Below are 22,411 nucleotides of genomic sequence, written 5' to 3' on the forward strand. Positions count from 1 at the left end.
CCGGTCAGTGATCTTCCTGCGGAACGGCCGATGGCGGCGCCGCGTGCCGGGCCTGCGGGCCTGCGAGCAGATGGCGCGGGTCCGCGACCCGGACGATCGCCGACTCGACCGCCGCGATCCGGTCCGCGAGCAGCCCCAGTGCGGCGACCGCTCTGGCGGCGGGGTCGCCGTCCGGGGCGCCGAGCGCCTGGGTACGGACGTAGGAGGCGGTGATCGCGGACCAGCGCGCGGACTGCTCGGCGGTGAGGCGGCCGCGCAGCGCGGCGAGTTTCAGCAGGTTGGACTCCGCGCCCGTGGTCAGCGTCTGGGCCTCGCCCGTGTAGTGGTCGTCGATGACGGCGAAGAGTTCCGCGTCGTTCATCACCGGCACGATCCGCTCGGCGATCTTGTTCATGTTGCGGTACGAGCCCTGCAGCCGGAACGGCGGCTCGGTGCGCGTCGAGTCCGTCTGCGCGGCCGAGGCGATGTACGCGGCGTTCACGGCCAGGACCGTTTCCCGGGCGGTCAGCAGATGGCGCAGGACCGAGACGATCCGGTCCACCTCGGCAGGCGTGTACGGGTGGTCGAGCCGGTCCGTACGGACTGCCCGGTCCGTGCCGGAGGCGAGCCGCACGAACAGGGCGAGATCTTCGCCAGAACGCCCGGCGAGCGGGGCCAGCACCGGGTTGGCGGTCAGCGCGTTCTCGACGAAGCTCAGCGCGAAGACGTCCTCGCGGCCGCTCAGCACCTCGCCGAGATTCCACACGTCGGCCCGGTTGGCGAGCATGTCGGGGATACGGAACCGCGCCCCCGACTCGGTGTACGGATTGCCCGCCATGCACACCGCGAACCGCTTGCCCCGCAGGTCGTAGCTGCGCGGCTCGCCGTCCCGTACGCCCTCGATACGGCGGGTGGCGTCGCAGAGCGGAATGAACTTCTGAAGCAGTTCGGGCGAGGTGTGCTGAATGTCGTCGAGGTAGAGGAGCGTGTTGTTGCCCGTCTCCAGAGCGAAGTTGATCTTCTCGATCTCCTGGCGGGCGGTCGCGGTGCGCGCCTGCGCCGGGTCGAGGGAGGTCACGTCGTGGCCGAGGTTCGGCCCGCTGATCCTGACGAGGACCAGGCCGAGCCGGTCGGCGACGTACTCCATGAGCGTCGTCTTGCCGTAGCCGGGCGGTGACACGAGCAGCAGCAGGCCCTGCGAGTCGGTGCGCCGGTCGGCGTCGGCGGTGCCGAGCTGCTTGGCGAGGCTGTCGCCGATCAACGGCAGATACACCTCGTCCAGGAGCCGGTTGCGGACGAACGCCGACATGACGCGCGGCCGGTGGTCGTCCAGCCGCAGCCGGGCACGCTCGGCGGCCACGAGTTCGGTGCGCAGGCGCTGGTAGGCGCGGAACCCGGGGACGGTGGTGGTGCGGAACCCGTCGGTGCGGGCGAGGAGTTCATCGAGGCGGACGGTCAGCCGGCCGCGGTCGATGCGCGGGTGGGTGCCGAGCAGGCCGTCCACGGTCGCGGTGAGCGGAGCCTCGCACTCGTACCGGGCGAGCACCGGCTCCGGGCAGAGTTCCACGGCGACGGCCTCCGCCAGATCGCCCGCGTCGATCTCCGTACCGCTCGCGGCGGCGTACGAGGCGAGCCAGCCCTCGACCAGCTGGCGCCGGGCGGAGAAGTCGTCGTGGAGTGCGGCGAGGTCCTCGTCGTACGCCGAAGATCCCGTCGTACGACGGAACTTGTCCAGGAACGTGCGGGCGGTGGCGCTCGTGACGAATCCGCCCGGGCCGCTCGTCAGCTCCTCGAAGAGGTACGCGGCGACGGCCAGGGGATCGTCGCCCCGGATGACGTCCGCCCACTCCTCCTGAAGGCCGGTGATGGCCGGGGCGAGGCCGAACGTCTCACGGGCGCGGGCCAGCGAGAGGGCCCGCCGGGTCCAGGAGGTGCGCCGGGCCTCGTCCGTCCCGTACGCCCAGAACAGCTGCGCCGCCGCTCGAACGGCGGGCGGGCAGCGCAGCAGTCCGGCCCCGGCGTGCAGCCTCAGCAGGGTGGTGAGGATGGCGGTGGCGTCCTCGTCGTGGACACCGCGCTGGTAGCCCTCGTCGTACGAGGACGCCGCCGACTCCCTTACGAGCGACGTCAGTTCGGCCGTGTTCAGGGCGGCGAGGGTGTCGGCGCCCTGCTCGTCCAGGAGCCGGGCGGCCAGATGCTCGGCGCGGTAGACGTGCGGGGACTCCGAGGGAAGCGTCTGGTCCCAGTACGGGCGGGTCGCCTCGAAGGCCGGGTCGGTGACCGGCGCCCGGTAGTCCGTGCCGGTGAGGGCGAACGCGAGCCGGTCCCCGTGCGGGACGAGCGTCAGGTCGAAGGGCTGGGTGTTCACGGCGAACCGGTGCCGGCCGAGACGGATCGTCGCGCCGCCGTCCGCGTACAGCTCACTGCGGTCGCGCAGGGCCCGCCCGGCCTCCTGGCGGGCGGCCAGCAGCTGCCCGTCCAGCTCCTCGGCGCGCACCGGGTCGCCGAGTTCCCGCAGCTCGTCCGCGGTGCGGCGGACCTTGGCGACCATCGGGTCGGAGGCGAAGTAGGTGTGGACGGCGTCCAGGTCGGGCAGGGCGGCCAGCCGCCGTGACACCGTGTCGAGGACCCGGGCCGCCGAACCCGCCAGCCGCTCCGCCCGCCGGGCGCGGGCGTCCTGCAACGTCTGCTTACGGGCCGAGAACGCCTCGTACACTTCCGTCCGTCGCCCGGCCAGCTCGGTGAGGAAGTCGTCGAACTCCGCGAACCGCGACTCCAGGTTCTCCAGCTGGAGCAGCAGCCTGGCCAGTTGCTCGTCACAGGCGTCCGGGGTGTCCGCGGCGGCCAGCGCCCCCGTGACGGCCTGCCCGAGCAGTGCGAACTCGGCGGCGAACTCGGCGCGGCCCTCGTGGTCCAGGAGCTCGCGGCGGCGCGCGTCGAGGGTGGCACGGGCCCGGTTCACCCCGCCGAGGACCTCCGCGATCCGCTCCAGGATCGACGTACGGACCGTCGCGTCACCGATGTCGAGCCCGGCGACGACATCCGTGACGGTGCTCAGGCCGTCCGTCATCTCCGTCAGCCGGTCGCCGAGCGCCGAGGCGTCCACGACGGTGGTGAGCGCGGACGCCTCGGCGGTCAGGCGCGCGATGTCCTCGTGGTAGCCGGCGAACGCGTCGTCCCGGCCGAGGAACGCGACGGCGCGCCGGTCGGCCGATTCGATGTCGGCGGCCGTGTCGGCACTCAGCGCGGCGATCCGCTCGGTGTCCGCGTACCGCATCTCGGCGAGCGTCGCCACATGGCCCTGGGCACGGCGGAGTTCGGTGAGCTGGGTGACCCAGGCGGCGGCCGAGCGCGGGGCCTCGCCACGGATGCGGCGGACGAGTGCGGTGAGCCGGTCGGCCGTCTCGGTGAGCGCCTCGGCGGCCTGCCGGGTCAGCTCCTGCACCGTGTCGAACTCGGTGAGGACCTGCTGGGCGGTGGCCCGCAGCTCCGCCAACGGGGCCGCCAGTGCGCCGAGTTCGGAGTCGGGCAGCCAGTGGTAGCGGTCGGTGGCGCGGGTGCAGTCCGCGACCAGCTGCGCGTACACGGCGGCGGTCGGTGTCGTCTCGGCGGCGCTGTGCGCGAGCGCGAGGCAGTCGGAGATGCCACGCACCAGATCGGCGTTGCCGATCCGGGCGAGCGGACCGGTCCCGGCGGGCCGGGAGGCGGCGTAGGTGTCGGAGACGTACGGGGTCTGCCAGCGCTGCAACGGGTGGACCCGGGCCGGTTCGTCGCCCGTGGCGGTACCTCGCAGGAGGACGAGCGTGCCGTCGTCGAGCAGGGCGTGGCCGCGGCCCTGGAGGGGAGTGGCGACCTCCTGCCGGATCAGGTTGTAGGGCAGGAGCAGGCTGCGGCCGTCGTCGGGGGAGCGGAAGACGTACAGGACGTCCTCGCCGTTCGGCGAGCGGACCGCGCCCTCGAAGACCGGGTCGGTGAGCGGCTCGGCGATGTCGAAGGTCTTGGCGGTGCCGGTGGTGAGGTAGTAGCCGCCGGGGAAGATGATCCCCTGGTCCTCCGGGAGCCGGTGGCAGGCGGGCCCGATGAGGTCCAGACGCAGGACCGTGCCGAGGAGTGTGTTGAAGACCAGATACCGCCAGGACTCCTCGTTGTAGGGGCGGACGCGGAGCAGGACCAGCGGGCCGATCACGGCATGCTCGACATCCGCGTCGGCGAGTGACTGGAGGGGTTCGGTGACCGGCTCCTCGTAGATCCCGTCGGGGGTGTCGGTGTCGTTGACCGTCTTGACGGTGAGGGTGCCGCCGAGTGTGTCGACGAAGAGGACGGCGTCCGTGCCGTCGCCGTCGCCGGCCTTGCCCACGGCGATGTGCGGGTGCCGGCCGAGGACGTGGGCCTCGCGGCCCGCGACGGTCCAGGTGAAGTCGTGCGACGGCGGGAAGACGTGATCGCGGTCGCCGCGCGCGTCGAGGAACGCGCCGGGCGAACCGTCCGGGGCGAGCGCCCAGCGCAGCACGCGGATGCCGTCGGCACTCTCGCCGGTACGGAAGACGGCGAGCAGCCTGCCGTCCACGCGGCGCAGCCGCAGGAGGCGGGCGTCGCGGTAGTAACGGTGCAGGGCGGTGAATTCGCGTACGAAGGCTTCGTCTTCCAGCAGACCGCCTTCGCCGTGTGGTGCCTGCGCCAACTCGGGTCCGTACAGCGCGAGTACGTCGCCGACCTCGGCTTGTTCCGCCGCCCCTGGGCCCCGTTCGAACCCGAACAGCAGCCTGCCGCCCACGGCGACCAGGTCGCGGGGTACGGATGGCTGACGGGTACGGATCTGCTCGGTGCCGGTGAGCCGGAGCTCGGTCGACCCGAACTCCTCTGTGCGCCGCGTGTTGAGCGCCTCGGCGCGGCTCGCGAGATCGGCGGCCCGGGCGGTCAGCCTGCGGCGCAGCACGTCGTACGTCCCCGCGTCCACGGGGCCGCCGGTGGGCGGTGCGGTCGTGGTGTCGGTGTCCATACGTACGGCTCCCTACGGGGTGTGTGGTGCGGGTGTGCGTCCGGGTGGCGGGTTGCTCGTGCCGCCAGGCCGCGCTGTGTCCTCGATCTCCCCCCTAGCCTCAAGGGCATGGGGGACCCCCTCGACGGGCTTGATGTGCCCGGCCCGTCCGGCGATCGAGGTTCGCTCTACGCGACCGGTGTCCCGTTTTGGGAGGCGGGTACGTCGGCGGCGCCCGCCGAGGTGACGGCGTCGGCCCCCCTCGCCCCGATTGCGCTGGTGACCGCGGAGACCGGTACGTCCGCCAGGCCCAGTTCCTGGACCGTGGTCAGCAGTTTCTGCATCTGCCCCGGCGCAACCCCCGCCCCCGGCGCCCGCATCATCCGCATCAGGAGCGCCGACACCGTCAGGTTCTGCACGTCCCCCGTCGACACCGACCCCAGCACCCGCGTCAGATCGTCCGTGAACGACGACGTGCCGTTCAGCCACGGCCCCGCAAGCGCCTTCGCCGTGTCCGAGTTCTCGACGAACCCGTCGAAGCTCTTGCCCATCGAGATGGACGAGACGAGCCGGTCGAAGAAGACCGACTCCCCGCCGACGATGTCGATGTCGGCGTTCTCCAGACCCGTCGCCAGTACCGTCGCCTGCGCCTCGGCGACCTGCCGCTGCACATCGAGCCCGGCCAGCCGGATCTCCTTCTCCGCGGCGAGCCGCAGCCGGTACTCCTCGTGCCCGCGCGACGCGTCGTCCAGCGCCGCCATCGCGGCCGCCTTCTCGGTGAGCCCCGCCGCCTCCGCCTTCAGCTTCTCGCCGATCATCGCCGCGTCGGCTGTCGCCTGGGCCTGCGTACCCTCCGCTGCCGCGAGCGCCTTGAGCCTGGACCCCTCCGCCTCGGCCTTGAGACGGGCGGACGCGGCCTCGGCCTCGGCGAGACCGGTCTTCTCGATGACGTCGGCCTCCGCGTCACGTACCTGAACCTCGGCGAGTCCGGGCGCCGCGGACTCCGCCTGGATGCCCTCGGCCAGCCGCAGCTTCGCCTGGGCGTCCAGGTCCGCGGTCTTCAGCCGGGCCTCGGCGAGCGTCAGCTGCTCGGCGGCCAGGTGGGTGGCCGCCGCTTCCGCGGCCTCCGCGGCCTTGATGTCCTTGACCAGCTTCTCCTGGGCCTCCGCCTCGGCGGCGATGATGACCGACCTGCGGGTGCGCTCCGACTCCTCGACCGCCCGCAGCGTCTTGATGGACTCCTCCTGCTCGGCGACCGTACGGTCCACCGCGATCCGCTCCCGGATCACATCGGCTACCTCGCGGCGCTCGGCCTCCACCTCCTTCGTCGCGGCGATCCGGTTGAGTTCGGTCTGCCGCTCGCGCCCGATGACCTCGATCAGCCGGTCCTTCTCGATGCGCTCGTTCTCCACGGCGATGACACGCTCACGGTTCTTCTGCGCGACGGCGATCTCCCGGGCCTGGTTCTCGCGCTGGATGCCGAGCTGCTCCTCGGTACGGATGAACGCGGTCTGGGCGCCGAGCCGTTCCTCCTCCTGGACCCGGGCCGTCGCGGCCTCCTCACGGGCCCGCAGCGTCTCGACCTCGCGGCGCTGCTTGATCTCGGCCTCGGCCTGCCGGCGCTCCAGCTCCAGAATGGTCTCGCGGGCGTCGACGTTCTGCCGGGTGATCTCCTTCTGCTCGGTGCGCTGGTACTCGTTGGTACGTACGTGCTCGATCGCCGTCAGCTCGGTGATCTTCCTGATGCCCTGTGCGTCGAGGATGTTGGCGCCGTCGAGCTGCGTCATGGGCGTCTGCTCGAGGAAGTCGATCGCAGCGTCGTCGAGGTGGTAGCCGTTCAGGTCCGTACCGATGACCCGGATGATCCGGTCCCGGAACTCCTCGCGCTTGGTGTACAGATCGACGAAGTCCAGCTGCTTGCCCACGGTCTTGAGCGCCTCGGCGAACTTCGCGGCGAAGAAGTCCTGGATCGCGACCTTGTCGCTGGCCCGCTCCGTACCGATGGACTGGGCGACCTTGATGACGTCCTCGACGGTCTTGTTGACACGTACGAAGAAGTTGATGTGGATGTCGGCGCGGATGTTGTCCTGGCAGATCAGGCCCTCGCGTCCGGTGCGCCGGATCTCGATGGTCTTCACCGAGATGTCCATGTACTCGGCCTTGTGCAGCACCGGCAGGACGACGGCCCCGGTGAAGGTGACATCGACCTTCTTGGTCTTGGAGATGATCAGCGCCTTGCCCTGTTCCACCTTGCGGAAGAGCCGGCTGATGACGAGAAGCAGGGCGACGGCGATGAGCAGGACAACGGCTACGAGCACACCGAAGCCCAGGGTGATGGCATCCATGACAGTCCTTGGCGGCTGGTGAGGAAGGTGGAGAGGTCAGAGGTTTCCGCCCGGGCGGCAGGGCGGACTCGGCGATGCGGCTGCGACGGGCGGGACGGTCAGCCGGAGCGACGCGGAGTCCGGCGCGCACCCGGGCGAGTACCCGGGCGCGGGTTCGTGCGCGGCTTCGGTGGTCCCGGGTCCAGCGCCTTGTCGTACGGCGAGACCCAGAAGAACTCGCCCTCGTCGTCGTACGCGTACAGAAGCCCCGCACTGCCCGAGGTGAGAACCGCGTCATCCGCCGGGCCGAGCAGCCTGACCTGGACGATCGCGGTGGAACCGTCGGCCGCCGCGACCTCGGCCTGGCCGAAGTCGGAGCTGACGGAACCGGTACGGATCGTGCAGACCCGGCCGAGGAAGTCCTGCAGCGACGGAGGAGGCTCGTCCGGGAAACGCCGACGCACCAGACGCGCCAGCACCCGCATCACGGCCCAGGCGGTCAGCAGCGCCCCGGCGAACACCGCACAGGCGAGCCACGCGCGGGTGATGCCGGTGACACCGCTGCGGTGCAGCAGGACCGTACCGGCCAGGCTCGTGAACCAGCCGACGACGACCATCACGGACACCGAGACGGTGACCGGCACCCCGCCGATCCCGGCCATGCCGGTGTCGAGGTCCCCGTCGAAGGAATGGTGGTCGGCCGCACCGGCCAGCGCGAGGAGCCAGAAGAAGACGACGACGCCCAGCGCGGCGCCGAACAGCACGGCGGGAAAGGCGGTTGCCGCACTCAGGAATTCCTGCATCGGTCCGCCCCCTGTTCCTTGCGGGCGGTCCGGTGGTGACCCCGGTGCTGCGGTACCGCACAGAGCGGTGCCGCAGCAGCCGGGCCTTCCCCCGTATCCCCCGTGTTCCCCCGGTTGGTGCTGATCGATCGTGTCACCGGGGGCCGTGCAACGCACTGCCGGAGTCCGGCAATCTTTGTACGTCCTTGATGCCGGGCACCGGCACCAGCCGGTATGCGTTGGGTGAGTGTCAACATCGCGTCAGGACTTGAGGAGTGCGCGTGCCGGAGCCGGAGATTCCCGACGAGTATCTGGGGGACTATGCCCGCATTCTGGCCGATGTCGCCGCCACCGGCCGCCGGATGACCCGGGACGAGCTGGACACCCGCCGGCTCCTGGGCCGGGAGGCAGCCGAGGCCGGATTCCAGCTCCGCGCCCTGGTCGGCCTCCATCTCGCGGCGACCCGCACCGTCTGGCCGCAGGCCGCCTGGGCCGATGCCGCGTCCACCGACTCCGTGCTGGCCGCGGTCGAGCAGGCCGTCGACGCCTTCGCCGCGGGCTTCGAGCGGGCCCAGCGGCTCACCGTTCGGCGCGAGGAGGCGGCGCGCCGCGAGTTCATCGACGATCTGCTGTACGGGCGCAGCGATCTGGGCCGGCTCGCCGAGCGGGCCACCCGGTTCGGGCTGCGCCTCTCGCGCGCCCACGCGGTCGCGGTGGCGACGGGCCCGGAGGCGTACACGGAGACCGACTCCGTGCCGCGCACGGTCGAGGCGGCGCTGCTCACGCGTTTCAGCGGCCGGAAGATCCTGATCACGACGAAGGACGGGCGGCTGGTCTGTATCGCCCCCGGTAGCCAGCCCGATGTCCTGCGTTATTTCGCCAAGCAGTCACACGCGGCGACGGGCGGCGGCCGGGTCGCCGTCGGCCGCCCGCACCCGGGCCCCGGAGGCGTCGTCCAGTCGTACGACGAGGCGCTCGACGCACTCGATCTCGCGGAACGGATGGATCTGGACGATCCGGTGCTGTACGCCGCCGACCTGCTGGTCTATCCGGTGCTGACCCGGGACCGGCAGGCGATGGCCGATCTGGTGCGCAGTCAGCTGGGCCCCCTTCAGCAGGCGCGCGGCGGCGCCGAACCCCTCCTGAAGACGCTCACCGTCTACTTCGACGCGGGCTGTGTGTCCGCCGAGACGGCCCGTCGGCTGTCGCTGAGCGTGCGGGCGCTCACATACCGGCTGGAGCGGATCCATCAGCTGACCGGTTCCGATCCGTCCGACCCGGTGCACCGCTACACCCTGCAGACGGCGGTGATCGGCGCCCGGCTGCTGGACTGGCCGGCCAAGGAGGTGTGACCCGGCCCGCACCGATGCCCCACCTGCGGGGTCCGTGGCCTCGTCCGCGGGGTCCGTGGCCTTCCCGCCTCGTCGTCAACGCCCGCACCGGGTGGCGACGGTGGGCCCGGACCTCGGATACGGGCCGCGCCGACGGGCCCCGGCCGCAGGGGTGTCGGCCCGTCCGGGGGCCTGCGCGGTCAGTTGGGGATCGACGGTGAGTGCGGTGACACCGAGCGGGATGCCGAGCGCGCGCAGGGCCGGTTCGGAGAGCCTGATCCAGGGCTGACCGTCGCCCAGGGTGGCGGCGAGCCGGTGCACGGAGGTGAAACCGACGGCTGTGCGCTCGCCCAGCGGCGTACAGAAGAACCGTGCCGTCCATCCGGTGGGGCAACCGGCCGGTCCCGGCCGGACGGGGACGAAGAGCGGTCCGGCCGGGCCGGGTTCAAGAGGTTCGGGGTCGTCCGTTCCGCTGCGGTCGGACATGGTGTGCCTCCTCGACGGCCCGGGTGCATGTCTGCTGCACCCCTCACGTTATGCCCGTACGTGAGGGGAGCCGGTACGGCACTGACGCGCACTTGACGCGAGACCCCGCACCCGTGACGCGATGCTGATGCGTGCTGCGGGGAGCGGGGTCTCGGAAGAAAGTGGCCGGAGGTGTGCATCGGGGGAGTAGCACACCTCCGGCCTGCCGGGCGCGGGCCGGTGGTCGGTCGGTCCGCGGTTGATCCGGCGCTCTGGGGGGTGGGACCGGGCGGAGCCGGTCCGTCCAGCGGGGGGAGGCTCAGAGGTCGAACTCGTGAGGCGGGAGGTCGAGCGCGAAGCACGCCTCCCGGACGATGGCCTGCTCCGCCTTGTCGAAGTCGCCGTCGGCGCCGCCGATGACGATGCCGATCTGGATGACGGCACGCGCCTCGGCAGGCTTCTTCTTCGCCTTGCCGATCTCCTGGAGCACGCTGACCTTGCCGAAGGCGAAGTCGGCGGTGAGCTTGTTCACATAGTCGTTGAAGCGGCGCTGCAGATCGTCCGCCGGGAAGTTCTGCAGAACTTCGTTGGAGGCGATCAGCGAGGCGACACGCTGGCGTTCGGACGGGTCGATGGAACCGTCGGCCGCCGCGACCAGGGCGCACATGGCCATGCTCGCGTCACGGAACGCGCCGCTCTTCAGGTCGTTCTTCTTCGCTTCCAGCTGCGACTGCATCGACGAAGCGGATTCCTTGATCCGATCCCACAGTGCCATGACGTCTCCATACGTTGCGTTGCGTTGTGTTGCCGGAACGAATTCCAACTCTACAGATGTGTAGAAGCCAGCAGGACGGGCGCCTGCTGTGTCCCGGAAACATCGGTAAGTAGGATGCTGCGACGCTGCGGCTGACGCGGTATCGCAGAAGGGTGGACCCCAGATGGACTCGGCCAGGCCCGGCCACCACCCGGACAACGAGCCGCCCCACGAGGAAGTGCCCGACGCCGTGAGTCCCGGTCCCGTACGCCCCGACAGCCGGCGGCTCCGCAGGCGCGGGCAGGGCGAACTGGAGGCTCAGGTCCTTGCCGTACTGCACTCGGCGAACGGCCCCGCGACGGCCGGCTGGGTGCAGAAACATCTCGACGGCGAGCTCGCGTACACCACCGTCATCACGATCCTCTCCCGCCTCTACGCGAAGAACGCCGTGACCAGGTCCCGCGAGGGCCGCTCCTACACGTGGACGTCCGCCTCCGACGAGGCGGGTCTCGCGGCCCTGCGGATGCGCCGCGTACTGGACGGCGAACGGGACCGGGACGCCGTGCTCGCCCACTTCATCTCGGCCCTGTCCCCCGGTGACGAGGAACGGCTGCGCGCGCTCCTGGTCCGCGCGGCTGCCCCGGACGACCCGGACGACCCGGATGACCCCCTTGGCACGGAAGGCCGATAGCGGTCCGATGGGTGTCTTCGTCTGCCTGCCGCTCGTGCTGCCACTGACCTCACTGCCGATCGCGCGCCTCGCCGAACAGCATCTGCACCGTTCCTGACCAGTGCGCATGAGTGAGTCCTGGACCCACTGCTGTGTACTGGGCGCATCCCGAACCGTCCAGCAACGCCGCCCGTCCACCACCGCGGTCTCGACCACCTCGACGACTGTGCGCCGGGCCGGGCCGGACACCCGCCCCGTATGGACGAGGAGCAGCGCCCGCCCCTGGAACAGCGGCCCGAGCCCCATCCGGAAGAGCTGGACCGGCAGCCGTTCGATCCTGCGCCACCGTCCGGTCGACGGGGGCGGGCGGTGCGGCTCGGAGGGACCGGAAGGCTGATAGGTCACTATGCAAACGTTGCATAGTCCAAACGTTTGTGCCGGCGTTCGGCGCGCGGAGCGCGTACCGATTCGAGTACCACCGGCCGGCACGGTACAAAGAGGCATGGCCGCGCACGAACAGACCCGTGAGGACCGACCCCCGTACCGGGGCGGGGACGATGACGTCGACGAGGTGACGCGCGCCGTACTGACGGCTTCCAGGCTGCTCGTCGCCGTCTCCGCACGTTCACTTGCGGCGGTGGAGGACAGGGTGACGCTGCCCCAGTTCCGGCTCCTTGTCGTGCTGTCCACGAACAGGAACGCCAAGCTGGTGACGCTCGCCGAACGGCTCGGGGTGAACCCGTCGACCGCGATGCGCATGCTGGACCGGTTGATCGCCGCCGGTCTCGCGGAGCGGGAGGTGAACCCCGCCAACCGCCGCGAGACGGTGCTGCGGGTGACCTCCGAGGGCCGCCGGCTGGTCGAGGACGTGACGGCGGGCCGCCGTCGGGAGATCGCCGCGATCGTCGAGCGCCTCGCTCCGGAGCAGCGCACCGCCCTGGTCGACGCGCTGACCGCGTTCGCCGTGGCGGGCGGCGAACCGCCCGTGCCGGGGGACGGCTCGGACGGGTACCCGCTGGGCTGGACGTCCGACCTTCCCGCCCACCACGACGTCTGACCTCAGTCGGCGGAGGAGACGAGTTCCTCCTGCGCGGCGGGCGCCGGACGGGCCGCGGGAACTTCACCGGCCCCTGTCCCGTCCTTGCCGTTCCGGTCCCGCCACGCCTGGATCCGGGCCACGGCCGGCTGGGTCCAGCGGGCGGTGAGCGGTCCGACGATGACGAGGATGAGGACGTACGCGGTGGCGATGGGCCCGATACGGGGCTCGGTCGCCACGGCCAGGCCTGCGATGACGATGGAGAACTCGCCGCGTGCGACGAGCGTTCCGCCGGCCCGCCACCGCCCGGGCGAACCGATCCCGGCCCGCCGGGCCGCGTACCACCCGGTGCCGATCTTGGTGAGGACGGTGACGACGGCCAGCAGCGCCGCCGGAAGCAGTACCGGCGGAATCTCGGCCGGATCGGTGGAGAGTCCGAAGAACACGAAGAAGACGGCGGCGAACAGATCCCGCAGCGGCGTCAGCAGCTTGCGCGCCCCCTCGGCGACCTCGCCCGAGAGCGCGATACCGACCAGGAACGCCCCGACGGCCGCGGAGACCTGCAGCTCCTGTGCCACGCCGGCCACCAGGACGGTCAGCCCGAGCACGACCAGGAGGAGCATCTCCGGATTGTCGGAGGACACGGCCCGGCTGATCAGCCGCCCGTGCCGCAGCGCCAGATAGAGCACGAACCCGACCGTGCCGAGCGCGATGAGCAGCGCGATGCTGCCTCCGGCGAAGCCCACGCCCGCCAGCATCGCGGTGAGCAGCGGCAGATAGACGGCCATCGACAGGTCCTCGATGACCAGAACGCCGAGGATGACGGGCGTCTCCCGGTTCCCCAGCCGCCCCAGATCGGTGAGCACCTTCGCGATCACTCCGGACGACGAGACCCAGGTGACCCCGGCCAGTGCGACGGCCCCCTCGGGCCCCCACCCGAGCAGCAGGGCCGCCACCGCCCCCGGGGTCGCGTTGAGTGCGAAGTCCACGGCGCCGGACGGGTATTGCGTCTTGAGGCTCGTCACCAGCTCCGAGGCGCTGTACTCGAGACCGAGCAGGAGCAGCAGCAGAATGACGCCGATCTCGGCGCCGACGGCGGTGAATTCCTCACTGGCTCCGAGTGGCAGCAGCCCGCCCTCCCCGAAGGCGAGCCCCGCCAGCAGATAGAGCGGGATCGGCGAGAGCCCCATTCGCCCGGCGAGCCGCCCGATGATTCCGAGGCCCAGGATGACGGAGCCGAGCTCCACCAGCAGCGCGGTCGTGTCGTGCACGGTCAGCCCTCCGCAATGATCTCGGAGAGCGCGTCGACGCCCTCACGCGTGCCCACGACAACGAGCGTGTCCCCGATGGCCAGCCGGAAATCCGGCCCGGGCGACGGATGCGCACTGTGTGTCCGCAGCACGGCCACGATCGAGGCCCCCGTCCGCGTCCGCGCCCGGGTGTCCCCGAGCAGCCGCCCGCCGTACGGAGAGCGCGTCCCGAGCGGTATGTGCTCGGTGACGAGATCGATGCCCTCGGTCCGTACCGCGTCGATCGGCGTGGCGTCGATGAGGTGCGCAAGTCCGGTGGCCTCCTGCGGTGTCAGGGGTACCGAGAGCCGGCACGAATCAGGATCGTCCTGGTCGTAGAAGCCGATGAACCGCCGTCCGTCGTGGTGGACGACGACGGAAATGTGCTGTCCCGACTCGGTCGTGTAGTCGTACTGCACACCGACTCCGGGCAGCGTGGTGCGGTGGGTTCCCATGGCTTCCTCCCGAGAGGTACGGCGGCGCATTGACATACTTGGTAATCTCTTTAGCTGCGCATTACCTTATCCGGAGGCTCCCGCCGCCTCCGGCGTACGGGCGAGTGGCGGGGCCCACGACCAAGACCGACCGGCAGGGGGGGGCGGTCTGAACTCACCCGGGCCGGTGTGTGGCCGAGGCTGCCTCCGGGCGACCGCAGCAACCGGCGGAAGGGCCGAGAATGTCGCGCAGCCGAGAGCTCAAGTTCCGGGCGGTCACGTCGTTCCAACGGCATGTCGTCAACCCGCTCGCCAGACGGTCGCGGTCGCAGACCCTCCTGGAGACGACGGGCCGCACCTCCGGCCTCCCGCGCCGCACCCCGGTCGGCGGCAGCCGCGTCGGCCAGGAGTTCTGGCTGGTCTCGGAGTACGGAGAGAAGTCGCAGTACGTACGCAACATCCAGGCCGACCCCCGGGTCCGGGTCCGCATCAAGGGCCAGTGGCACACCGGCACCGCCCGCCCCCTTCCCGAGGACGACGCCCGCGCCCGGCTCAAGAGGCTGCCGCGCTACAACAGCGCCGTGGTGCGGGCCCTGGGCACGAACCTGCTGACGGTGCGGGTGGATCTGGCGGACTGACGCCGGGCTCCACCGGTTTGGACGTGCGCGTGCCCGGCCGGTGCGGTGCCGGCCGGGCACGGGCGGGGTGCGGCCGGATCAGTCGGTGATCTCGATCTTCCCGTTGGCGGATGCGGCGGGGGCCGCATCCGGTGCCCGGTCGGGCAGATCGGCCGAAGTCGCAGCAGCCGCACCGCCCTTGAGGTTCTTCAGCAGGGCCGCCAGGTCGACTCCCGTGGTGGAGGCGAGGAGTTCCATGCCCTGGGCGACGTTGTCCGCGACCGTACGCGACAGTTGGCTCGCGCCGTCCGTCGAGATCACGGTCATCTTGTCGATGGCGCTCAGTGGCTCGGACGCCTTGGCGACGACGTGCGGCAGCACCTCGACCAGCATCTGGAGCACGGCCGCGTCGCCGTACCGGGCGAAGGCGTCCGCCTTCTTCTGCATGGCCTCGGCCTCGGCCGCGCCCTTTGCCGCGATGGCCGCGGCTTCCGCCTCGCCCTCGATGCGCACGGCGTCGGCGAGGGCCGAGCGGTGCAGCTTCTCGCCCTGACCGGTCAGCCGGGACCGCTCGGCATCCGCCTCGGCCTCCTTGACCTGGGCGATCCGGCGGGCCTCGGCCTCCTGCTCGGCCTGGTAGCGGGCGGCGTCGGCGGGCTTGCGGACCTTGGTGTCGAGTTCGCGGTCGGTCAGTGCGGCCTGGCGCTGGGCGACCTTCTCCTGCTCCGCGAGGACTTCCTGCTGGCGGGCCGCCTCGGCGAGCGGGCCCGCGGCGTTGGCCTTGGCCGCGGCGGCTTCCGTCTCGGCCTTGATCTCGGCCTGCTTGAGGCAGAAGGTCCGCTCGGCGATCGCGATCTCCTCGGCGGCCTTGAGCCGGGCCTGCTCGGAGGCGCGCCTGGCGATCGCCTCCGCAATGTCCGCCTCCTGCTTGGCGCGGGCGGCCTCGGGGCGGCCGAGGTCTTCGAGGTAGGAGCCCTCGGTGGTGATGTCCTGGATCTGGAAGGCGTCCAGGATCAGGCCCTGCCCGGAGAGGCTGGCCTCGGCCTCCTCCGCGACCTGGCCGGCGAACGCGGCACGGTCGCGGATGATGTCCTCGACCGACATCCGGCCCACGATGGCGCGCAGTGCGCCGGAGAGCACCTCCTGGGTGAAGCCGACGATGCCGTCCTGCTGCTGCAGGAATCGCTGCGCCGCGGCCCGGATCGCTTCCTCGCTGCCGCCGACCTTGACGATCGCGACGCCTTCGAGGTGGGACTTCACACCGCGCAGGGTGACGGCTCCGCGCACGGCCACCGGGATGTGCCGACTGGACAGGTCCAGGGTGAACTTCTGCTGGACGAACGGGACGACGAAGACTCCGCCGCCGACGACGACCTTCTGGCCGCTGTTGTCGATGCTGGTGCGGCCGGTCACCGGGTCGGTCGACTTCTTGCCGCGGCGTCCCGTGATGATGAACGCCTCGCTGGGCCCGGCGACCTTGTAGCGGGTGATGACGACGAGGGCGAGCAGTACCAGGAGTACGACGACTCCTATGACTGCGGTCACGACTGGGCTCATAAGGGTGTCCCCCCTGCCTCCCTGCGGGGACGGCAGCTTGATTTCGGGCGGTGTATCGGCTCGGGCGGCGGTCAGCGCTCGACGGGGCGGACCGCGACCGAGGTGGTCGACAGTGCGGCCTCCACCCAGATCTCGGTGCCGCGTTCGACCGGCACCGGGCTCTTCGCCGCCAACTTCACTGTCTGACCCGCGAGTTGCAGCAGGACCTCGCCGTAACCATCGGCCGGGATGGCCGTGACGACCGACCCGGACGTGCCGACGAGATCGTCGCCGCGCGGTGTGACGCTGGTCTGGTCCCGCATCAGGGCCCGGCTGAACTTCCAGGTCAGCCAGGCCGCGACGACCCCGGCCAGCACTCCGGCGGCGGTTGCGACGACCGTGCCGGCGCCGGTGGTGCCGAGCACGATCGCGCCGCCGAAGCCGAGCATCGAGAGGAATCCGGCGATGACGGGGAGGGACAGGAGGCCGTCGAAGAGGCCGTCCAGTACGCCTCCGAAGAGACCTTCGAGGATGCCGTCGAAGATCAGGGACAAGGCGAGCAGAACGATTCCCGCAATGCCGAGACCGAGAAACAAGGTCACGTGATCACCCTCCCCGGTCCACGAAATCCCCCGAACATGTCCCCCCCCCCGAACATTTCCGTCGAACTGGCTGGATGATCCCATACATGCCCGGCAACGGATATTGCCGGGTTCCGGCAATCTTTTACTCGTCTTTGATGCCGGACAGGCGTTCGGTCAGTGTGTCCAGTGACTGGAACGTGGCTCCGAGCAGGGCGACATGCTTCCAGCGCAGTACGCCGTCCGGCCCGATGAGGAAGACCGCTCGGCGCACCCCGATCCCGGGCGCCGCGACGCCGTACGCCCGGGCGATCTCCCGTCCGGCGTCCGCGAGCAGCGGCATCCGCAGCCCGTGGGCGCGGGCGAACGACTCATGGCTGTCCACACCCTGTGGACCGATTCCCCAGACCTCCGCGTCGAACTCGCCGAAGGTCTCCATGCCCGAGGAATACGAGCAGAGCTGCTTGGTGCACACGGCCGTGTTGTCGCCCGGGTAGAACGCGAGGACCACGGCACGGCCGCGTGCCGCGGAGAGGGTGTAGTCGCGGCGCTGATACGTCTCGCCGGTGAGCGCACCGCCCGGGAGCGTGAAGTCCGGGACGGTACTGCCCAGTTGTGGTGACGAGCCCATGTCGTATCCTCCGTGGTCCGGTGCTGCGGAAGTCTTCCCGTCCGTGTTCCGTACAGCATGCTCGTTACGGGTCCGGCTCCCGCACCAGGAGGCACGTATGACAGAACCGCCGTCCGCCGTCCGCCCGTCCGCGGCCGTGCTCCTGTTGCACGGCGGCGCGGAAACGGGCCTGGGCCCGCCCCCGTCCGGCCCGCTGAACCTGCCCGCCGTGCGGATGCGCCCATTCGCGCGGGCCATCGCCGCGGCGACGGGCGACGGTGCGACGGACGTTCTCGTACGCACCGCCCGCTACACCCACCGCGGCTGGAACGGCCCCCGCGAGGACCCCTTCCATGACGCCGTACGCGCCCTCGACGCCCTGCGCCGCGAGGCCGGAGAGATCCCGGTGGTCCTGGTCGGCCACTCGATGGGCGCCCGCGCCGCCCTCCGCGCCGCCGGTCATCCGCTGGTACGCGGGGTGGTCGGCCTCGCCCCGTGGTGTCCGGCCGGCGATCCGGTCACCCAACTCGGCGACCGCGATGTCGTCCTGCTGCACAGCACCCGCGACCGCATCACGAGCCCCCGGGCATCCCAGTCCTTCACCGGCCGCGCCCGCCGCGCCGGTGCCCACGCCTGTCTGGTCGCGATCCGGCGCAGCGACCACGCGATGCTCCGGCGCGCCCGGACCTGGCACGCGCTGACGACCCGGATCGCCACCGGCCTGCTGGGCCTGGCCCCGCTCCCCGAGGCGGTCGCGACCGCATTCCGGCTCCCGTCGGACGCTCCGGCGAGGCACGGAACCCTCGATCTCGACCGGCTGGATCTCGACCGGCCGGACTACGCCTGGACCGGGCGCAGCTCCGGGCCGTCCATCGGGAATCGGTAGACCGTCGACTCCCTTGCCCGGAAGCCCAGACGCTCGTACAGCCGGTTCGCGGCGGCGCGGTCCGGCCGGGAGGTGAGGTCGACGGTCCGCGCACCCGCCTCCCGGGCCAGCGTCAGCGCCTCCTGCGTCAGCAGGGCCGCGATCCCCTGTCCACGCGCTTCGGTGTCGACCACGACGTCTTCGATACGGGCCCGCAGCCCGGTCGGCACGGGAAGCAGAAGCAGCGTCAGCGTTCCGACGATGCTGCCCCCGGCACGAGCGACGAGCACCGTGTTCGTCTCGCACCGCACCAGCCGGTCGACCGCCTCGTGATCCAGTGGCCGGGCGGTCGAGGACAGTTGGGGCAACAGCCGGGCGAAGGCAGCCACGATCTCCCCCGTCGCTTCGTGGACGATCTCTACATCGACGCTCATGGCGCGGAGCCTATAGCGGGCGGTGGGGGAGGGGGTCGTGGTGCAGGGTCGGGGGAACGGGCGCACCCTGGTAGGGAGGTGATCGTCATGGCGCACACAACTGTCGGGTGGCATGTGGACCTGGAATTCGAGGAGGACACCCACCGCACTCGTGCGGCCGCCCTGGTGCGGCTTCCGGACGGGAACGAGGTGCGGGCCCATGGATATGCGAGCCGTCACCCCTCCGACAAGGATCAGCCGAGGGTCGGCGAGGAGATCGCGGGAGCCAGAGCACTCAATGAGCTGGCGATGAAGATGCTGACGAAGGCGCACGACGAGATCGACGAGGCGTCCGGCCGGACATCGTACCCGCTCACCTGAGGTCCCCGCCTGCGAGCCGCCGCCCCCCGGGGGCGTAGTGGCCCAGGAACATGTCGACGCCGCTCGTGATCAGACGGTCCGTGGTGGCGTCGTCGATGGCTGTTCCGTACGAGCTGAAGACCATGTGAGGGAAGACCAGTAGCGCGTACAGCTGAATGATCGCCGTTTCGAGGTCGGGGATGTCCAGCCGGCCCCGTTCCGCGAGGCCGCGCAGGGCGTCGGCCACGGCCGGGTGGTGACCCGCGGGGCCGTCATTGCCATGCCCCGGCGAGTTCCGGGAAACGGTGGAGCTCGGCGGCCACGAGGTTGCGCAGGGCGATGACGTCGGCGTTGCCGCGTACGGCGGACACCCAGGCGCGGGCCGTGTCGAGGAAGGCCGTGCGGAGATCGGCGGCGTCGGGGAGATCGGCGAGCGCCTTGGTGGAAGGGCCGCCGAGGGGCTCGTCGAGTGCGCCCGTGATGACGGCGGTCTCGGTCGTACCGAGCTGACCTGGGTCGTCACCGCGTACACGCTGTGCTTCGCCGGACTGATGCTGCTCGGCGGGCGGCTCGCGGACGTGCTGGGGGCCCCGCGCACCCTGCTTGCCGGGCTGGTCGTCTTCACCGCCGCCTCGCTGGAGGGGGAAGCCCGGGCCCGTCCGGCGAATGAGGACGTGACGGGGCCCGGCTGCGGATGCGCGGCGGGGGCGGGCGGTCGACGATTGATTGCCGGGCAGCGGGACGTCCGTGTCCGTCCCAGGAGGTTGACGTGCAGGCCGATGCGTACGCCGACAGCGCGGTGCCGTTCGACGCCACGACCCTGGCGGCCCTGGTCGACGGCACCATGGCCGGTGTGGGCGTGCTCGACACGGGGCTGCGCTATCTGTACGTCAACCCGGCCCTCGAACGGCTCAACGGCATTCCGGCCGCCGAACACCTCGGACGCACCGTCTCCGAGGTCCTCCCGGGAGTCGACGCGGGCGAGGACGTGATGCGCGCCGTGCTCGCCGACGGGAAGCCCCGCGAGATCACGTCCAGCGGAGTCACCGCCGCCGCGGCGGGCTCGGTCCGGCGGTACTGGCACGGGGCGTACCACCGGCTGGAGGTCGGCGGGCGGATCGTGGGCCTGGCGGGGATCGTGCTGGAGGTCATGGCCTCGGACAAGGGGCGGCGCGAGCTGGAACAGGCCCGGCGGCATCTGACCATGCTCGACACCGCGGCCGCCCGGATCGGCACCACGCTCGACATGGACACCACCTGCGCGGAACTCGTCGACCTCATCGTGCCGGGGCTGGCGGACCTCGCCACGGTCGAGGTGTTCCCGTCCGACGTCGCCGCCCCGGTACGCCCCGCGCCCGTCGGTGTGCTGCGGCTGCGCAGGGCGGCGCTGACGGCGGTGGCCGGGCTGCGCGCCGAGCTGCCGGGATTCGGACTGACCGGGGAGTACGTCGACTACCAGGAGGGCGCGGCCGTCCAGCGCTGTCTGGCGGCCAACCAGCCGGTCGTGGAGAACCACACGACCGACGAACAGCTCGCCCGCTCCGCCCCCGCCCCCGAACGGGTCGCCGCCTACCGTGCCCTGGGGATGCATTCGGCGGTCATCGTGCCCCTCGCCCTACGCGGCCGTCCGCTCGGGGTCCTCGGCCTGATCCGGGCGGGGGACTCGCCGGTCTTCACGGACGAGGACGTGGTGGTCGCCCGGGAGCTCGCCGGCCGGGCCGCCGTCGATCTCGACCACGCCCGCCGGTATGCCCACGAGCACACCATCGCCCTGGAGCTGCAGCGCTCCCTGCTGTCCGAGCCGCGCCCGCCGCACCCGCACATCGAGGTCGCCACCCGCTATCTGCCGGCCGACCGGAGCGTGATGGTCGGCGGCGACTGGTTCGACGTCATCCCGCTGCGGGACGGGCGGCATCTGAAGGCGATGGGCGATGTGATGGGCCACGGGGTGGAGGCGGCGGTCGCCATGAGCCACTACCGCTCGCTGCTGCGGATGTTCGCCGACGACGATCTGCCACCGCACCGCATCCTGGAACAGCTGGACCGGATGGTCGAACGGTCCGGACTGGACCGGGCGGCGACCTGTCTGCTGGCCGTCGTCGACCGGTTCGGCACGGCGTGCGAGGTGGCGAGCGCCGGCCATCTGCCGGCGGTGCTCATCGACCCGGGGGAAGCGGGAACCAGGGTGTGCGACGAGGTATCGGTGGGCCCGCCGCTGGGCACCGGCTTCGGCGGGTACCGGACGACGCCGGTGGAGATCGGGCCGGGCACGGTGCTGTTCATGTACACCGACGGTCTGGTGGAGCGGCGCGGCGAGGACATAGACGTCTCGGTCGGCCGCCTCAGGGAACTGACCCTGCCCGCGGGCGGGAGCCTGGAGGACCTGCTGGACGAGGTCCTCGAACGGTTCGGACCGGGTGCGGAGGACGACATAGCGGTACTGGCCTCGCGCACCCGCCCCCGAGCCACCTCCTGATCCGGGCAGCCGCCGGAAGGCACTGCAGGTCAGCCCAGTTCCAGGCTGGTGATGCCGAACAGTCCGGTGTGGTCGACGTCCGGTGTCGGGCCCGTGTACATCCGGGCGGTCTCGAACGACGGGGTGAGACCCAGCTGTTCCGCGAGGCGTACGGCGCCCGGGTTGATGTCGGGTACGTCGATCGCCACCGGGGTGCCGGGGTCGGTGGCCGCGAGTGCGCCGACCAGGGCGCCCGCCACCTCGGGCGACTCCGCGTACACGGGACCGATGCGGGACGACGTGCGGCAGGGGCGCATCACGGCGAGGCCCCGCAGCTCCCCGTCGCGGACGGCGGCGAGCGAGGTGCGTGCGGGCCCGGCGATCCACGGTGCGAGGAAGCTGTCGCGGTCGGCGGGGAAGAAGCGGCGGTCGTATGAGGCCAGTTGACCGAAGGGGAGGGTGCGGGCATCGACGAGGGCGGTGCCGGGCGGGGCGGTCGGGGCGGTGGGTGGCAGGCCCTCGTAACGCATGTTCGTCCATACGGAACGGAAGCCGGATTTACGGTAGTTGGGCTGCTGGGCCACCACGCCGTCCAGCCCGACGTTGCGTCCGTCCAGCCGTGCCATGCCGGCCCGCCACAGCCGGCTGCCGTAGCCCTGGCCGCGCAGCTTGGGACGGGTGAGGTAGAAGCCGAGGAACCCGAAGCCGGAGCCGTAGCGGACCACGGAGACGCTGGAGACCGGTTCGCCGTCGAGTCGGCCGATCAGGAAGCCGCGCGGGTCGGCGGCGAAGAAGGCGTGGCGGTCGGTCAGGCCGGGATTCCAGCCCTCCGCGTGGGTCCATTCGGTCAGCATCGTGAGGTCGTCGGCGCTTGCGGTGTTGATCTCGAAGTTCGGCACGGGGCAGCTGTACCCCGCGGGCGATCGGTTCAA

At 71.3% G+C, this 22,411-nt stretch carries 21 protein-coding genes and 1 pseudogene; 9 read left to right on the forward strand and 13 right to left on the reverse strand.

Translation table 11 applies throughout. From position 1 onward, the window contains the following. Positions 1–4 precede the first annotated feature (4 nt). The 3 genes from OG953_RS22490 to OG953_RS22500 form a co-directional block, all read right to left on the reverse strand. On the reverse strand, positions 5–4,978 hold the full coding sequence (locus OG953_RS22490) for a DNA repair ATPase (protein WP_405686440.1): 4,974 nt from the start codon (positions 4,976–4,978) through the stop codon (positions 5–7). Between the two features lie 167 nt (positions 4,979–5,145). Then, entirely contained in the window at positions 5,146–7,302 is a 2,157-nt protein-coding gene (locus OG953_RS22495; RefSeq protein WP_405686441.1) for a flotillin family protein, read from the reverse strand. 98 nt (positions 7,303–7,400) lie between these two features. Further along, on the reverse strand, positions 7,401–8,084 hold the full coding sequence (locus tag OG953_RS22500; protein WP_405686443.1) for a hypothetical protein: 684 nt from the start codon (positions 8,082–8,084) through the stop codon (positions 7,401–7,403). A 260-nt stretch (positions 8,085–8,344) separates the two neighbouring features. On the opposite strand from OG953_RS22500, the gene OG953_RS22505 reads away from it, so the two are divergent. Beyond that, positions 8,345–9,415: a PucR family transcriptional regulator gene (locus OG953_RS22505; RefSeq protein ID WP_405686445.1), complete on the forward strand. Its 1,071-nt coding sequence runs from the start codon at positions 8,345–8,347 to the stop codon at positions 9,413–9,415. A gap of 75 nt (positions 9,416–9,490) precedes the next feature. Here the strand turns inward: OG953_RS22505 and OG953_RS22510 are convergent, their stop codons facing one another. Together OG953_RS22510 and OG953_RS22515 are read right to left on the reverse strand one after the other, a co-directional pair. After that, positions 9,491–9,880 carry an SAV_915 family protein gene (locus OG953_RS22510; protein WP_405686447.1) on the reverse strand — a complete coding sequence of 130 codons (390 nt, stop codon included), beginning with the start codon at positions 9,878–9,880 and terminating at the stop codon, positions 9,491–9,493. 298 nt (positions 9,881–10,178) lie between these two features. Continuing rightward, positions 10,179–10,634: a tellurite resistance TerB family protein gene (locus tag OG953_RS22515; protein ID WP_405686449.1), complete on the reverse strand. Its 456-nt coding sequence runs from the start codon at positions 10,632–10,634 to the stop codon at positions 10,179–10,181. A gap of 163 nt (positions 10,635–10,797) precedes the next feature. On the opposite strand from OG953_RS22515, the gene OG953_RS22520 reads away from it, so the two are divergent. From OG953_RS22520 to OG953_RS22530, 3 genes are all read left to right on the forward strand, one after another. After that, entirely contained in the window at positions 10,798–11,304 is a 507-nt protein-coding gene (locus tag OG953_RS22520) for a BlaI/MecI/CopY family transcriptional regulator (protein WP_405686450.1), read from the forward strand. Between the two features lie 106 nt (positions 11,305–11,410). After that, positions 11,411–11,680 (forward strand): hypothetical protein, encoded by a 270-nt coding sequence (locus OG953_RS22525; RefSeq protein WP_405686452.1) that lies wholly within the window; start codon positions 11,411–11,413, stop codon positions 11,678–11,680. Positions 11,681–11,785: 105 nt separating this feature from the next. Then, positions 11,786–12,340: a MarR family winged helix-turn-helix transcriptional regulator gene (locus OG953_RS22530; RefSeq protein ID WP_405686454.1), complete on the forward strand. Its 555-nt coding sequence runs from the start codon at positions 11,786–11,788 to the stop codon at positions 12,338–12,340. Between the two features lie 2 nt (positions 12,341–12,342). Here the strand turns inward: OG953_RS22530 and OG953_RS22535 are convergent, their stop codons facing one another. Together OG953_RS22535 and OG953_RS22540 are read right to left on the reverse strand one after the other, a co-directional pair. After that, positions 12,343–13,590, reverse strand: coding sequence for a cation:proton antiporter (locus OG953_RS22535; RefSeq protein WP_405686456.1), 1,248 nt, complete (start codon positions 13,588–13,590; stop codon positions 12,343–12,345). 2 nt (positions 13,591–13,592) lie between these two features. Further along, a complete protein-coding gene (locus tag OG953_RS22540; protein ID WP_405686458.1) occupies positions 13,593–14,063 on the reverse strand; it encodes a cation:proton antiporter regulatory subunit in 471 nt (156 codons plus the stop codon). A gap of 221 nt (positions 14,064–14,284) precedes the next feature. Here OG953_RS22540 and OG953_RS22545 point away from each other — a divergent pair, with 221 nt between their 5' ends. Then, entirely contained in the window at positions 14,285–14,680 is a 396-nt protein-coding gene (locus OG953_RS22545) for a nitroreductase/quinone reductase family protein (protein WP_405686459.1), read from the forward strand. 78 nt (positions 14,681–14,758) lie between these two features. On the opposite strand, the gene OG953_RS22550 is transcribed toward OG953_RS22545, so the two are convergent. The 3 genes from OG953_RS22550 to OG953_RS22560 form a co-directional block, all read right to left on the reverse strand. Beyond that, entirely contained in the window at positions 14,759–16,216 is a 1,458-nt protein-coding gene (locus OG953_RS22550) for a flotillin family protein (RefSeq protein WP_405686461.1), read from the reverse strand. Between the two features lie 71 nt (positions 16,217–16,287). Further along, positions 16,288–16,797, reverse strand: a complete 510-nt coding sequence (locus OG953_RS22555) for a hypothetical protein (RefSeq protein WP_405686462.1) — start codon at positions 16,795–16,797, stop codon at positions 16,288–16,290. A 124-nt stretch (positions 16,798–16,921) separates the two neighbouring features. Further along, positions 16,922–17,407, reverse strand: coding sequence for a peroxiredoxin (locus tag OG953_RS22560; protein ID WP_405686463.1), 486 nt, complete (start codon positions 17,405–17,407; stop codon positions 16,922–16,924). A gap of 97 nt (positions 17,408–17,504) precedes the next feature. Between OG953_RS22560 and OG953_RS22565 the strand changes: the two genes are divergently transcribed. After that, a complete protein-coding gene (locus tag OG953_RS22565; RefSeq protein WP_405686464.1) occupies positions 17,505–18,272 on the forward strand; it encodes an alpha/beta fold hydrolase in 768 nt (255 codons plus the stop codon). Here the strand turns inward: OG953_RS22565 and OG953_RS22570 are convergent. Next, positions 18,224–18,685: a GNAT family N-acetyltransferase gene (locus tag OG953_RS22570; RefSeq protein ID WP_405686465.1), complete on the reverse strand. Its 462-nt coding sequence runs from the start codon at positions 18,683–18,685 to the stop codon at positions 18,224–18,226. The two genes, OG953_RS22565 and OG953_RS22570, sit on opposite strands and share 49 nt — an antisense overlap. 87 nt (positions 18,686–18,772) lie before the next feature. Here OG953_RS22570 and OG953_RS22575 point away from each other — a divergent pair, with 87 nt between their 5' ends. Beyond that, positions 18,773–19,045 carry a DUF1876 domain-containing protein gene (locus OG953_RS22575; RefSeq protein ID WP_405686466.1) on the forward strand — a complete coding sequence of 91 codons (273 nt, stop codon included), beginning with the start codon at positions 18,773–18,775 and terminating at the stop codon, positions 19,043–19,045. On the opposite strand, the gene OG953_RS22580 is transcribed toward OG953_RS22575, so the two are convergent. After that, complete coding sequence (locus tag OG953_RS22580) at positions 19,038–19,271, reverse strand: TetR/AcrR family transcriptional regulator C-terminal domain-containing protein (protein ID WP_405686468.1); 234 nt, start codon at positions 19,269–19,271, stop codon at positions 19,038–19,040. The genes OG953_RS22575 and OG953_RS22580 overlap by 8 nt on opposite strands. Positions 19,272–19,506: 235 nt before the next feature. Here OG953_RS22580 and OG953_RS22585 point away from each other — a divergent pair. Continuing rightward, a pseudogene (locus OG953_RS22585) lies at positions 19,507–19,662 on the forward strand (MFS transporter); the annotation flags it as partial. A 131-nt stretch (positions 19,663–19,793) separates the two neighbouring features. Then, positions 19,794–21,500, forward strand: coding sequence for a SpoIIE family protein phosphatase (locus OG953_RS22590; protein WP_405686469.1), 1,707 nt, complete (start codon positions 19,794–19,796; stop codon positions 21,498–21,500). Between the two features lie 29 nt (positions 21,501–21,529). Here OG953_RS22590 and OG953_RS22595 read toward each other — a convergent pair whose 3' ends face one another. Next, complete coding sequence (locus tag OG953_RS22595; protein WP_405686470.1) at positions 21,530–22,378, reverse strand: GNAT family N-acetyltransferase; 849 nt, start codon at positions 22,376–22,378, stop codon at positions 21,530–21,532. Between the last annotated feature and the right edge of the window lie 33 nt (positions 22,379–22,411).

This window comes from Streptomyces sp. NBC_00057, assembly GCF_045041165.1.
In the GTDB taxonomy this organism is placed as follows: domain Bacteria; phylum Actinomycetota; class Actinomycetes; order Streptomycetales; family Streptomycetaceae; genus Streptomyces.

What these genes read in the sequence shown, in the direction of transcription:
- OG953_RS22490 (WP_405686440.1), bottom strand. Translation starts at nt 4,978, where the DNA reads ATGGACACCGACACCACGACCGCACCGCCCACCGGCGGCCCCGTGGAC.
- OG953_RS22495 (WP_405686441.1), bottom strand. Translation starts at nt 7,302, where the DNA reads ATGGATGCCATCACCCTGGGCTTCGGTGTGCTCGTAGCCGTTGTCCTG.
- OG953_RS22500 (WP_405686443.1), bottom strand. Translation starts at nt 8,084, where the DNA reads ATGCAGGAATTCCTGAGTGCGGCAACCGCCTTTCCCGCCGTGCTGTTC.
- OG953_RS22510 (WP_405686447.1), bottom strand. Translation starts at nt 9,880, where the DNA reads ATGTCCGACCGCAGCGGAACGGACGACCCCGAACCTCTTGAACCCGGC.
- OG953_RS22515 (WP_405686449.1), bottom strand. Translation starts at nt 10,634, where the DNA reads ATGGCACTGTGGGATCGGATCAAGGAATCCGCTTCGTCGATGCAGTCG.
- OG953_RS22520 (WP_405686450.1), top strand. Translation starts at nt 10,798, where the DNA reads ATGGACTCGGCCAGGCCCGGCCACCACCCGGACAACGAGCCGCCCCAC.
- OG953_RS22525 (WP_405686452.1), top strand. Translation starts at nt 11,411, where the DNA reads ATGAGTGAGTCCTGGACCCACTGCTGTGTACTGGGCGCATCCCGAACC.
- OG953_RS22530 (WP_405686454.1), top strand. Translation starts at nt 11,786, where the DNA reads ATGGCCGCGCACGAACAGACCCGTGAGGACCGACCCCCGTACCGGGGC.
- OG953_RS22540 (WP_405686458.1), bottom strand. Translation starts at nt 14,063, where the DNA reads ATGGGAACCCACCGCACCACGCTGCCCGGAGTCGGTGTGCAGTACGAC.
- OG953_RS22545 (WP_405686459.1), top strand. Translation starts at nt 14,285, where the DNA reads ATGTCGCGCAGCCGAGAGCTCAAGTTCCGGGCGGTCACGTCGTTCCAA.
- OG953_RS22550 (WP_405686461.1), bottom strand. Translation starts at nt 16,216, where the DNA reads ATGAGCCCAGTCGTGACCGCAGTCATAGGAGTCGTCGTACTCCTGGTA.
- OG953_RS22560 (WP_405686463.1), bottom strand. Translation starts at nt 17,407, where the DNA reads ATGGGCTCGTCACCACAACTGGGCAGTACCGTCCCGGACTTCACGCTC.
- OG953_RS22565 (WP_405686464.1), top strand. Translation starts at nt 17,505, where the DNA reads ATGACAGAACCGCCGTCCGCCGTCCGCCCGTCCGCGGCCGTGCTCCTG.
- OG953_RS22570 (WP_405686465.1), bottom strand. Translation starts at nt 18,685, where the DNA reads ATGAGCGTCGATGTAGAGATCGTCCACGAAGCGACGGGGGAGATCGTG.
- OG953_RS22575 (WP_405686466.1), top strand. Translation starts at nt 18,773, where the DNA reads ATGGCGCACACAACTGTCGGGTGGCATGTGGACCTGGAATTCGAGGAG.